General features: G+C 70.1%; 7 protein-coding genes and 1 pseudogene. 5 read left to right on the top strand and 3 right to left on the bottom strand.

Going from position 1 to position 12,545, the window contains the following annotated elements:
* A pseudogene (locus ABZ919_RS41140) lies at nucleotides 1–681 on the top strand (hypothetical protein); the annotation flags it as partial.
* A 287-nt stretch (nucleotides 682–968) separates the two neighbouring features.
* On the opposite strand, the gene ABZ919_RS41135 reads toward ABZ919_RS41140, so the two are convergent.
* From ABZ919_RS41135 to ABZ919_RS41125, 3 genes are all read right to left on the bottom strand, one after another.
* On the bottom strand, nucleotides 969–1,940 hold the full coding sequence (locus ABZ919_RS41135; RefSeq protein WP_361259344.1) for a serine/threonine-protein kinase: 972 nt from the start codon (nucleotides 1,938–1,940) through the stop codon (nucleotides 969–971).
* 119 nt (nucleotides 1,941–2,059) lie between these two features.
* Nucleotides 2,060–4,498 carry an endopeptidase La gene (lon, locus tag ABZ919_RS41130; protein ID WP_361259341.1) on the bottom strand — a complete coding sequence of 813 codons (2,439 nt, stop codon included), beginning with the start codon at nucleotides 4,496–4,498 and terminating at the stop codon, nucleotides 2,060–2,062.
* Nucleotides 4,499–4,587: 89 nt separating this feature from the next.
* Entirely contained in the window at nucleotides 4,588–5,406 is an 819-nt protein-coding gene (locus ABZ919_RS41125) for a rhomboid-like protein (RefSeq protein WP_361259339.1), read from the bottom strand.
* Nucleotides 5,407–5,624: 218 nt separating this feature from the next.
* Between ABZ919_RS41125 and ABZ919_RS41120 the strand changes: the two genes are divergently transcribed.
* The 4 genes from ABZ919_RS41120 to ABZ919_RS41105 all read left to right on the top strand — a co-directional run bounded on the left by ABZ919_RS41120 (nucleotide 5,625) and on the right by ABZ919_RS41105 (nucleotide 12,406).
* Nucleotides 5,625–6,302: a spermidine synthase gene (locus ABZ919_RS41120; RefSeq protein ID WP_361259336.1), complete on the top strand. Its 678-nt coding sequence runs from the start codon at nucleotides 5,625–5,627 to the stop codon at nucleotides 6,300–6,302.
* A 113-nt stretch (nucleotides 6,303–6,415) separates the two neighbouring features.
* Complete coding sequence (locus ABZ919_RS41115) at nucleotides 6,416–7,156, top strand: response regulator transcription factor (RefSeq protein ID WP_361259333.1); 741 nt, start codon at nucleotides 6,416–6,418, stop codon at nucleotides 7,154–7,156.
* Nucleotides 7,153–8,268, top strand: a complete 1,116-nt coding sequence (locus tag ABZ919_RS41110; protein ID WP_361259330.1) for a HAMP domain-containing sensor histidine kinase — start codon at nucleotides 7,153–7,155, stop codon at nucleotides 8,266–8,268. Before ABZ919_RS41115 ends, ABZ919_RS41110 begins: the two co-directional genes overlap by 4 nt.
* Before the next feature lie 301 nt (nucleotides 8,269–8,569).
* Entirely contained in the window at nucleotides 8,570–12,406 is a 3,837-nt protein-coding gene (locus tag ABZ919_RS41105) for a multifunctional oxoglutarate decarboxylase/oxoglutarate dehydrogenase thiamine pyrophosphate-binding subunit/dihydrolipoyllysine-residue succinyltransferase subunit (RefSeq protein WP_361259327.1), read from the top strand.
* Nucleotides 12,407–12,545 lie beyond the last annotated feature (139 nt).

Genomic DNA, 12,545 nt, shown 5'->3' with positions numbered 1-12,545 from the left:
TTCGTCGCTGCGGTTCTCGCCGGTACGGCCGGAGTCGCCGGCGCTCAAGCCGCTCCTCAGACGGTCAAGGCCGCGCCGAGCGTGGTACGGGACGCTGACCAGGCGAACGTGGACCAGGGCGGGGGCGGCGCCGATCAGGCGAACGTGGACCAGGGCGGGGGCGGCGCCGATCAGGCCAACGTGAACCAGGGCGGGGGCGACGCCAACCAGGCCAACGTCAACCAGGGCGGGGGCGACGCCAACCAGGCCAACGTCAACCAGGGCGGGGGCGACGCCAACCAGGCCAACGTCAACCAGGGCGACGGCAAGGTCAACCAGGCCAACATCAACCAGGGCGACGGCAAGGTCAACCAGGCCAACATCAACCAGACCAATGTCAACCAGACCAATGTCAACCAGACCAACAACATCAACCAGACCAACGTGAACCAGGGCGGCGACGGCGCCAACCAGGCGAACGTCCACCAGGGTGGCGGCGGGGCCGATCAGGCCAACGTCAACCAGGGTGGCGGCAAGGTCAACCAGGCGAACGTCCACCAGGGCGGCAAGGTCAAGAAGGGCAAGAAGGCCAAGAAGGGCAAGGTCAAGCAGGTGAACGTGAACCAGGGCGGCGGCAAGGTCAACCAGGCCAACGTCAACCAGGGCGGCGGCAAGGTCAACCAGGCCAACGTCAACCAGTAGCAGTCACGCCCCGGGCCGGGAGGCTGAACAGGCACCCGTGCCGACCGGCCTCGACGACGGAACCCGCCACACGACCGTGGCGGGTTCCGTCGTCTTGTCGTGCCGTACCGGACAGCTCCGCCGGCGCGATATACGAGACGTGAATCCGCTGCCGAAACCGTCCATGGAAATTTCATGGACGGAATTTGAAAGCTCTCACAACTCTCACCCTTTCCCCCTGCAGGCGAGAATTCCGGGGAGAATTCCGGGGAGAATTCCGGGGAGAATTCCTGAGCAGAAGCCCGGTACTACCCCGGTCGCCTCAGGACCGGACCGGCCCAGGAGGGCGGGGCGGGGAGCGTTCCGGCCGCGTGGGCGTCGACCAGCGTGGGCGTACGGCGCTGCGGGGCGGAGCATTCGCCGAGCGCGGAGCGCAGGGCAGAGACGAACTCCAGACAGGTGCCGTAACGGTCCCCCGAGGCCTTGGCCAGCGCCTTCTGCAGGACCTCGTCGGCGGCCGGCGGGATGCCGTCCCGTTCTCGGCTCAGGAGGGGCGGCGGATCGTACTGGTGGGCCCAGAGCAGTTCGAGATGGTCCTCGCACCGGAACGGCGGGGCGCCCGTGAGCATCTCGTGGACCACACAGGCCAGGCTGTACTGGTCGGCCCTGCCGTCCACCGGGCGCCCGGCGATCCGCTCGGGCGCCACGTAGTCGAGGGTGCCGACGAACTCGCCCGCGGTGGTGAACCCCGTCAGCGACAGCGACTTCTTCGCCAGCCCGAAGTCGGTGAGATAGACGTGCTCGGGGTGGTCGCTGTCGACACCCTTGGCGACCAGCACGTTGGCGGGTTTGACGTCCCGGTGCACCAGGTCGCGCGCATGGGCCGCGTCGAGGGCGGACGCCAGCTGGGCCGCGATGCGCAGCACGGCCGGCACCGGCAGGGGGCCCTCTCCGTCGATCAAGGCGTGCAGGTCCCGGCCGCAGACGTAGCACATGGCGATGTAGAGGATCCCGTCGACCTCGCCGGCCTCGAAGACGGGCACGATGTTGGGGTGGTCGATGGCCGCGGCCACCCGGGACTCCTGGGCGAAACGGCGGCGGAAGGCGTCGTTTCGCGTGTACTCCGGGGCGAGCAGCTTGAGGGCGACCGTCCGGCCGAGGCGCAGGTCCCTGGCGCAGTAGACGACGGCCATGCCGCCCCGGCCGAGTTCGCGCTCCACCTTGTAGCCCGCGATCTCGGCCCCGATCAGGCCGGAGGGGCTCTTGGGGGGCCAACTCACGCCTGAATTCTACCGAGTGATCACCTCATGGGCACACGGCGACGATCCTGCGTGCCGCAGGACGAAGGCCCGGGCCTCCCTCACGGGAAACCCGGGCCTCGCCCTGCCGGTCACGTCCGTCACGCCGCGACCGGAACCTCCGGCGCCGCGCCGTTCGTCGCGGGCGCGAGCGCCAGCTCCAGGACCTGGCGGACGTCGGTCACGGTGTGGACGTCCAGCTTGTCCAGCACCTCGGCCGGGACGTCGTCCAGGTCGGGCTCGTTGCGCTTGGGGATGATCACCGTGGTCACTCCGGCGCGCTGGGCGGCGAGCAGCTTCTGCTTCACGCCGCCGATGGGCAGCACCCGGCCGGTCAGCGAGACCTCGCCGGTCATCGCCACGTCGGTGCGGACCAGCCGCCCGGAGAGCAGCGACGCCAGGGCCGTGGTCATCGTGATGCCGGCGCTCGGGCCGTCCTTGGGGACCGCGCCCGCCGGGAAGTGGATGTGCACTCCCCGGCCCTTCAGGTCGCCGACCGGGAGCTCCAGTTCGGCCCCGTGGCTGCGCAGGAAGCTGAGCGCGATCTGCGCCGACTCCTTCATCACGTCACCGAGCTGGCCGGTCAGGGTCAGACCCGCCGCCCCGGTCTCCGGATCGGCCAGGGAGGCCTCCACGAAGAGCACGTCGCCGCCGGCGCCGGTGACCGCGAGACCGGTCGCCACACCGGGGACCGACGTACGGCGCTCGGCCGGGTCCTGGGCGGACTCGGGCACGTGGTGCGGACGCCCGATCAGACCACGCAGGTCGTCCTCGGTCACGGTGAACGGCAGCTTCCGGTCCCCGAGTTCGTGCTGGGCCGCGACCTTGCGCAGCAGGCGGGCGATCGAGCGCTCCAGGGTGCGCACGCCCGCTTCGCGCGTGTACTCGCCGGCGAGCTTGCGCAGCGCGCCCTCGTCGATCGTGACCTCGTCCTCGGCGAGTCCCGCCCGCTCCAGCTGGCGCGGGAGCAGGTGGTCACGGGCGATGACGACCTTCTCGTCCTCGGTGTAGCCGTCCAGGCGGACGATCTCCATACGGTCGGCGAGCGCCTCCGGGATGGCCTCAAGGACATTGGCGGTGGCGAGGAAGACCACGTCGGACAGGTCGAGTTCGACCTCCAGGTAGTGGTCCCGGAACGTGTGGTTCTGCGCCGGGTCGAGGACTTCGAGCAGGGCCGCGGCCGGGTCGCCGCGGAAGTCGGAGCCCACCTTGTCGATCTCGTCCAGCAGGACCACCGGGTTCATGGACCCGGCCTCCTTGATCGCGCGTACGATCCGGCCGGGCAGCGCGCCGACGTACGTACGGCGGTGACCGCGGATCTCCGCCTCGTCACGGACGCCGCCGAGGGCGACGCGGACGAACCTGCGGCCCATGGCGTGCGCGACCGACTCACCGAGGCTGGTCTTGCCGACGCCGGGCGGGCCCACCAGGGCCAGTACGGCACCGCCGCGGCGGCCGCCGATGACGCCGAGGCCGCGCTCGCTGCGCCGCTTGCGCACGGCCAGGTACTCGGTGATGCGCTCCTTCACGTCCTCCAGGCCCGCGTGTTCGGCGTCCAGGACCGCCTTGGCGCCCTGGATGTCGTGCGCGGAGGCGCTGTCATCGGTTCGCTCGTTCCACGGCATCTCCAGGACCGTGTCGAGCCAGGTGCGGATCCAGGACCCCTCCGGGGACTGGTCGCTGGACCGCTCCAGTTTGTCGACCTCCTTGAGCGCGGCCTCGCGGACCTTCTCCGGCAGGTCGGCGGCCTCCACGCGGGCGCGGTAGTCGTCGGACTCCTCGGCGGAGTCCTTGGAGTTCTCGCCGTTCAGCTCGCGCAGTTCCTTGCGGACGGCCTCCAGCTGACGGCGCAGCAGGAACTCGCGCTGCTGCTTGTCGACGCCCTCCTGGACGTCCTTGGCGATGGTCTCGGCCACTTCCTGCTCGGCGAGGTGGTCGCGGAGCGCTTGCGTGGCGAGCTTCAGCCGGGCCACCGGGTCGGCGGTCTCCAGCAGTTCGACCTTCTGTTCGATGGTGAGGAACGGCGAGTAGCCGGAGTTGTCGGCGAGCGCGGCGACGTCGTCGATGGCCTGGACGCGGTCGACGACCTGCCAGGCACCCCGCTTCTTCAGCCAGGTGGTGGCGAGCGCCTTGTACTCCTTGACGAGGTCGGCGACCTGACCGGGCAGCGGGTCCGGGACGCTCTCGTCGACGCGGGCGCCCTCGACCCACAGGGCCGCGCCGGGGCCGGTGGTGCCGGCGCCGATCCGCACGCGGCTCCGGCCGCGGATCAGAGCCCCCGGGTCACCGTCGGCCAGCCGGCCGACCTGCTCGACCGTGCCCAGCACGCCGGTCTTCGCGTACGTGCCGTCGATGCGTGGCACCAGCAGCACCCTGGGCTTGCCCGGTTCCGAGCGGGCGGCGGCCTGCGCGGCCTCCACCGCGGCCCGCACCTCGGCGTCGCTCAGGTCCAGCGGGACCACCATGCCGGGCAGCACGACCTCGTCGTCGAGCGGCAGCACGGGCAGAACGAGCGTGAACGCCGTGGACTCAGTAGCCATGATCTCCCCTTCGGCAGTCAAGTTGAGTTATGCCGACTCAACCGTTGGGGGGTGGGCTGGTGTTCCCCTTGCGTGTTCGCTGTGAGCGATCAAGCGCCGCGGGTTCGCCGCGCCCAGCGGCGCACCAGGGGCCACGTCGCCAGACCGACCGTCAGGGCGATCAGATGGCCCCAGTTCGTCATCGGGTCCTCGAAGGCGATCAGGTCGTTCAGGAGGGTGCCGGCCGTCAGGGTGACGAGGGGCCAGCGGAGCCAGGGGCGCAGCAGGCCGGCGAGGGAGCCGATGCTGGCGGCGACGCCGAAGCTGATGCCGTAGTCGAGGCGGTGCAGCGAGGTGACGGGCAGATGGCCGCACAGGACGGCCAGACCCACGGGGATTTCGGTGGCGAGCGTGGCCAGGACATGCCCGGCGAGGAAGACGCAGGCCGCGCGCGCACCGCCTATGCGCCGCTCCAGCGCGGTGAGCACCAGCACGAACGCGAGCGCGTACGGCGACATGACGCCGCCCGCGATCCACACCGCGCTCGCCAGCAGCACCAGCGCGGGCGTGCGCACCAGGTGGGCCACGTCCGTGCTGGAGTCCTGGTAGAGGGTGTGCACCAGGCCGGGGTCGGCCACGGCGGCGACGACGGAGGTGACGGCCAGGACGGCCGCGTAGGCGAAGGTGAACGGGGTGCCCGCCGGCGTGGGCAGCAGGCGCCACGGGCGGGGCAGCGACGGGACGGGGCGCGGCTCGACGAGCACGGGGGCGCGCCCGGGAGCGGGAGGCGTGGCATACCTCTGCCGGGGCATGCCGTCCAGCAGGTCCGCGATCGCGGGGGCCGGGACGGCGGCGGTGCCGTCCGGAAGGGGCACGCCCAGCAGGGGCGGGGACACGGCCTTCACAGGGCCCGTCGCGGTCCGTTCCACGATGCGGCACTCCTTCCGTCCCGGCCAACCCTTCGTGCTCCAGGGCCCGCTGTCTATGACCGACGCCACGCGAGAGCCGATTCACAGCAACCTCCTACGCTCCGGACGCGTCCGCGTCCGGGCCCGCCCCCACCCCGAGGGTCCGCACATCAGTGCGACATCAGTGCGACCTCGCTAATTCCCGTGAAGGTCAAGGTCCGTTCAAGCAGGATGGACCCATGACTGGCGTGTACGACTTCCCCGTGGTCCTCGACCGGCGCGACGGCCCGTACGGCGAGGTGGTGCTGCGCAGGCACGGGACGCTGCTGCAGATCATCGCCAACGGCTGCTTCCTGATGGACACCTCCGACGGCCGCTCGGAGCGGCTGCTCGTCGACGCCGCGTACGAGGCGCTGGACGGGCGGCCCGAGCCGAAGCTGCTGGTCGGCGGGCTGGGCGTCGGATTCTCACTCGCACACGCCGCGGCCGGCTCCCGGTGGGGGCGGATCACCGTCGTGGAGCGGGAACCCGCCGTCATCGACTGGCACCGGGACGGCCCGCTGGCCGAGATCTCCGCGGGCGCGCTCGGCGATCCGCGCACCGAGATCGTGGAGGAGGATCTCGTGGCGTTCGTCAATGAGACATCCGACACGTTCGACGCACTCTGTCTCGACATCGACAACGGGCCCGGCTGGACCGTCACGGACGGCAACCACAGCCTGTACTCGCCGGCCGGACTCAGCGCCTGCGCAAGGGTGTTGAGTCCCGGCGGAGTGCTCGCCGTCTGGTCCGCCGAACCCTCTCCGGAATTTGAAGGTAGCTTGCGGAATGCCGGGTTCCGACAGGTGCGTACCGAAGAGGTGCCCGTTGCCCGGGGCGTTCCGGACGCGGTACACCTCGCCGTCCGACCTGGATAGCGACAGCACGGCCGATCCCCGTAATGTGCTGCCCTGACGCGGATCATTCAAGCGTCAATCGCAGACATGGGATCACCCCACTGGTTCCGGAAAGCAACAAGCAGGGGCGGGCGATGGAGCAGACACAGACCTCCCAGAGCGGCGCGGCGACGACTACTCCGGGCGCACAGCGCCGGGTGCTGGTCGTCGAGGACGACCCCACGATCGTCGACGCCATCGCGGCCCGGCTCCGTGCTGAGGGATTTCTCGTACAGACGGCGTCCGACGGCCCGGCCGCCGTGGACACGGCCGAGGCCTGGCAGCCCGACCTGCTGATCCTCGACATCATGCTGCCGGGCTTCGACGGTCTGGAAGTGTGCCGCCGGGTGCAGGCGCAGCGGCCGGTGCCGGTGCTGATGCTGACCGCGCGGGACGACGAGACGGACATGCTGGTCGGTCTCGGCGTCGGCGCGGACGACTACATGACCAAGCCGTTCTCGATGCGGGAGCTCGCGGCACGCGTGCATGTGCTGCTGCGCCGGGTGGAGCGGGCGGCACTGGCCGCGACCACGCCGCGCTCGGGCATCCTGCGGCTCGGTGAGCTGGAGATCGACCACGCGCAGCGCCGGGTGCGGGTGAAGTCCGAGGACGTCCACCTCACGCCGACCGAGTTCGACCTGCTGGTGTGCCTGGCGAACACCCCGCGCGCGGTGCTCTCCCGGGAGCAGCTGCTGGCCGAGGTGTGGGACTGGGCGGACGCCTCCGGCACCCGTACGGTCGACAGCCACATCAAGGCGCTGCGCCGGAAGATCGGCGCCGAGCGGATCCGCACCGTGCACGGCGTCGGGTACGCGCTGGAGACGCCCACGCCATGAGCAGCGACGGGCGCCAGGCCGCACGGAGGAGCCCCGGGGACGATCCCTGGGGTGGCGTGCGCCCGTTCTCGATCAAGACCAAGCTGGGCGCGCTGGTCGTGATCGCGGTGCTGATCACCACCGGACTGTCGATCGTCGCGGTGCACACGAAGACCGAGCTGCGCTTCATCACGGTCTTCTCGATGATCGCCACCCTGCTGATCACGCAGTTCGTGGCGCACTCGCTGACCATGCCGCTGGACGAGATGAACGCGGTGGCACGGTCGATCTCGCAGGGCGACTACACCCGCCGGGTGGGCGACGGCCGCCGGGACGAGCTGGGCGACCTCGCGCAGACGATCAACGTCATGGCGGACGAGCTGGAGGCCCAGGACCGGCAGCGCAAGGAGCTGGTGGCGAACGTCTCCCATGAGCTGCGCACGCCGATCGCCGGGCTGCGCGCCGTGCTGGAGAACATCGTCGACGGCGTCACCGAGGCGGACCCGGAGACCATGCGGACGGCCCTGAAGCAGACCGAGCGGCTCGGCCGGCTGGTGGAGACCCTGCTGGACCTGTCCCGGCTCGACAACGGCGTCGTACCGCTGAAGATGCGGCGCTTCGAGGTGTGGCCGTACCTCTCGGGCGTGCTGAAGGAGGCCAACATGGTGGCCTCGGCGCGCGCGGGCATCGCCTCCGGCTCGGGCAGCCACACCCGTACCGACGTCCATCTGCACCTCGACGTCTCCCCGCCGGAGCTCACCGCGCACGCGGATCCCGAGCGCATCCACCAGGTCGTCGCCAACCTGATCGACAACGCGGTCAAGCACAGCCCGCCGCACGGCCGGGTGACGGTGCGGGCGCGGCGCGGGCCGCAGCCGGAGTCGCTGGAGCTGGAGGTCCTGGACGAGGGCCCGGGGATCCCCCGGTCGGAGTGGCACCGGGTGTTCGAGCGGTTCAACCGGGGCGCGGTGACCCGGCCGCACGGGCCCGGCAGCGACGGCGGCACGGGCCTCGGTCTGGCGATCGCCCGCTGGGCGGTGGATCTTCACGGCGGCCGGATAGGTGTGGCCGAATCCGAGCGGGGCTGCCGGATCATCGTCACTCTCCCGGGACTGACTTCCTCCCCGAGTTGACGTAAAGTCCGAGCCGGAAGCACAAGATCCACGATAGTCGCTGCCGTCCGTGCAGCTGGACACGTGTGATCAGGGACGGGCCCGCGCGATCGGCCGCAGACGGACGCGCCGGGCCAGGGCCGGTGCACCCTCCCACATGCGGAACCACGCTTGTTTCCCGCCATATCAAGCCCTGAAACAAGATTTTCGGTGTGACTTACGCGACGATGAACGGGCCCGACCTGACCTTCGCCGTCTTGGGGGCGTAGCCTTTATTTCCGCTGTCCATCACCTTGTGAAGCGGAAGAGGGCGGTTGCCGCCGTGTCGCCACAGTCCCCCAGTAACCCGAGCTCCCCCAGCCTTCGGCCGGGTGGTACTCCCACGTCCGACGAACAGGCCGGGAAGAACCCCGCTGCCGCGTTCGGTCCGAACGAGTGGCTCGTCGACGAGATCTATCAGCAGTACCTCCAGGACCCGAATTCGGTAGACCGCGCCTGGTGGGACTTCTTCGCCGATTACAAGCCGGGTGCTCCTGCCACCCCGGCTCCGGCGGGTACTGCGGCCGCGGGGGCCGCAGGAACCACCACCACGGCCCCTCAGGCCCAGCCCCAGGCTCCGGCTCCGCAGGCCGCCGCCCCGGCCGCCCCCGCGGCGCCCAAGCCCGCCGCGGCCCCCGCTCCGGCTCACGCGGCGAAGGCCGCGGCCCCCGCCCCGGCCAAGCCGGCGACGCCCGCACAGGCGCCCGCTCAGCCGAAGGCCAAGGCCGCCCCCGCCGCCGAGGCCCCGCAGGGTCCCGAGCTGGTCACGCTGCGCGGCCCGGCCGCCGCCGTCGCGAAGAACATGAACGCCTCGCTGGAGCTGCCGACCGCCACGTCGGTCCGCGCGGTCCCGGTGAAGCTGCTGTTCGACAACCGCATCGTCATCAACAACCACCTCAAGCGCGCCCGGGGCGGGAAGATCTCCTTCACCCACCTCATCGGGTACGCGATGGTGCAGGCCATCAAGGCCATGCCGGCGATGAACCACTCCTTCGCGGAGAAGGACGGCAAGCCGACCCTGGTCAAGCCGGACCACGTCAACCTCGGCCTCGCCATCGACCTGGTGAAGCCGAACGGCGACCGCCAGCTGGTCGTCGCGGCCATCAAGAAGGCCGAGACGCTGAACTTCTTCGAGTTCTGGCAGGCCTACGAGGACATCGTCCGCCGCGCCCGTGACGGCAAGCTGACGATGGACGACTTCACCGGCGTCACGGTCTCCCTGACCAACCCCGGCGGCCTCGGCACCGTCCACTCCGTGCCGCGTCTGATGCCCGGCCAGTCGGTCATCATGGGCGTCGGCTCCATGGACTACCCGGCGGAGTTCCAGGGCACCAGCCAGGACACCCTGAACAAGCTCGGCGTCTCGAAGGTCATGACGCTCACGTCGACCTACGACCACCGGGTGATCCAGGGCGCCGCCTCCGGCGAGTTCCTGCGCCAGGTCGCCAACCTGCTGCTGGGCGAGAACGGCTTCTACGACGACATCTTCGAGTCCCTGCGCATCCCGTACGAGCCGGTCCGCTGGCTGCGGGACATCGACGCCTCGCACGACGACGACGTCACCAAGGCCGCCCGCGTCTTCGAGCTGATCCACTCCTACCGGGTCCGCGGCCACGTCATGGCCGACACCGACCCGCTGGAGTACAAGCAGCGCAAGCACCCCGACCTGGACATCACCGAGCACGGGCTCACCCTGTGGGACCTGGAGCGCGACTTCGCGGTCGGCGGCTTCGCCGGCAAGTCGATGATGAAGCTGCGCGACATCCTCGGCGTGCTGCGCGACTCGTACTGCCGCACCACCGGCATCGAGTTCATGCACATCCAGGACCCCAAGCAGCGCAAGTGGATCCAGGACCGCGTGGAGCGCCCGCACTCCAAGATGGAGCGCGAGGAGCAGCTGCGCATCCTGCGCCGGCTGAACGCGGCGGAGGCCTTCGAGACCTTCCTGCAGACGAAGTACGTCGGCCAGAAGCGCTTCTCGCTGGAGGGCGGCGAGTCCGTCATCCCGCTGCTCGACGCGGTGATCGACTCCGCCGCCGAGTCCCGCCTGGACGAGGTCGTCATCGGCATGGCCCACCGCGGCCGCCTGAACGTCCTCGCCAACATCGTCGGCAAGTCGTACGCGCAGATCTTCCGTGAGTTCGAGGGCAACCTCGACCCGAAGTCGATGCACGGCTCCGGCGACGTGAAGTACCACCTGGGCGCCGAGGGCACCTTCACCGGCCTCGACGGCGAGCAGATCAAGGTTTCGCTGGCCGCCAACCCGTCGCACCTGGAGACGGTCGACCCGGTCATCGAGGGCATCGCCCGCGCCAAGCAGGACATCATCAACAAGGGCGGCACGGACTTCACGGTCCTGCCCGTCGCGCTGCACGGCGACGCGGCCTTCGCGGGCCAGGGCGTGGTGGCCGAGACCCTGAACATGTCTCAGCTGCGCGGCTACCGCACCGGCGGCACGGTCCACATCGTCATCAACAACCAGGTCGGCTTCACCGCGGCCCCCGAGTCCTCGCGTTCCTCCATGTACGCGACGGACGTGGCCCGCATGATCGAGGCCCCGATCTTCCACGTGAACGGCGACGACCCGGAGGCCGTGGTCCGCGTCGCGCGGCTGGCCTTCGAGTTCCGCCAGGCGTTCAACAAGGACGTGGTGATCGACCTCATCTGCTACCGCCGCCGCGGTCACAACGAGTCGGACAACCCGGCCTTCACCCAGCCGCTGATGTACGACCTGATCGACAAGAAGCGCTCGGTGCGCAAGCTCTACACCGAGTCCCTCATCGGTCGCGGCGACATCACCCTGGAAGAGGCCGAGCAGGCCCTGCAGGACTACCAGGGCCAGCTGGAGAAGGTCTTCACCGAGGTCCGCGAGGCCGTCACGGCCCAGCCGGCCACCGTCCCGGTGTCGGACCCGCAGGCGGAGTTCCCGGTCGCCGTGAACACCGCGATCTCCTCGGAGGTCGTCAAGCGCATCGCCGAGTCCCAGGTCAACATCCCGGACTCCTTCCACGTGCACCCGCGTCTGCTGCCCCAGCTGCAGCGCCGGGCGACGATGGTCGAGGACGGCACGATCGACTGGGGCATGGGCGAGACCCTCGCGGTCGGCTCCCTGCTGCTGGAGGGCACCCCGGTCCGGCTGTCCGGCCAGGACTCCCAGCGCGGCACCTTCGGCCAGCGCCACGCGGTCCTCATCGACCGGGAGACGGGCGAGGAGTACACCCCGCTCCAGTACCTCGCCGAGGAGCAGGCGCGTTACAACGTCTACAACTCCCTGCTGTCCGAGTACGCGGTCATGGGCTTCGAGTACGGCTACTCGCTGGCCCGTCCCGACGCGCTCGTGATGTGGGAGGCGCAGTTCGGCGACTTCGTCAACGGCGCCCAGACGGTGGTCGACGAGTACATCTCGGCGGCCGAGCAGAAGTGGGGCCAGACGTCCGGCGTCACCCTGCTCCTGCCGCACGGCTACGAGGGTCAGGGCCCGGACCACTCCTCGGCCCGTGTCGAGCGGTTCCTCCAGCTCTGCGCCCAGAACAACATGACGGTCGCCATGCCGACCCTGCCGTCGAACTACTTCCACCTCCTGCGGTGGCAGGTGCACAACCCGCACCACAAGCCGCTGGTGGTCTTCACCCCGAAGTCGATGCTGCGCCTGAAGGCCGCCGCGTCGAAGACGGAGGAGTTCACGTCGGGTCAGTTCCGTCCCGTCATCGGCGACGCCACGGTGGAGCCGGCCGCGGTCCGCAAGGTCGTCTTCGTGGCCGGCAAGCTGTACTACGACCTGGCCGCCGAGCAGGCCAAGCGCGGCGCCACGGACACCGCGATCATCCGCGTCGAGCGCCTGTACCCGCTGCCGGGTGCCGAGCTCCAGGCGGAGATCAAGAAGTACCCGAACGCCGAGAAGTACCTGTGGGCACAGGAGGAGCCGGCGAACCAGGGTGCCTGGCCGTTCATCGCGCTCAACCTGATCGACCACCTGGACCTCGCGGTCGGCGCGGACGTCCCGCACGGCGAGCGGCTGCGGCGCATCTCGCGCCCGCACTCCTCGTCCCCGGCGGTGGGTTCGGCCAAGCGTCACCAGGCGGAGCAGGAGCAGCTGGTGCGCGAGGTTTTTGAGGCGTAACCAGCCCTCCGGCGGTTCAGCCGAAGTGCAGGGCCCGGCCACCTCACGGCGGTTTCTAGGGGTCGTCGCAACACGTGGTCGTGTTGATCAGGCCGCGAGCAGTTTATGCAGGCGCTCGGCTGGGGTTTCCCAGCCGAGC

This window comes from Streptomyces sp. NPDC046759 (genome assembly GCF_040645475.1).
Lineage (GTDB): Bacteria > Actinomycetota > Actinomycetes > Streptomycetales > Streptomycetaceae > Streptomyces.
The sequence above is the reverse complement of the archived record's forward strand: the minus strand, read 5'-3'. Positions and strand labels throughout refer to the sequence as shown.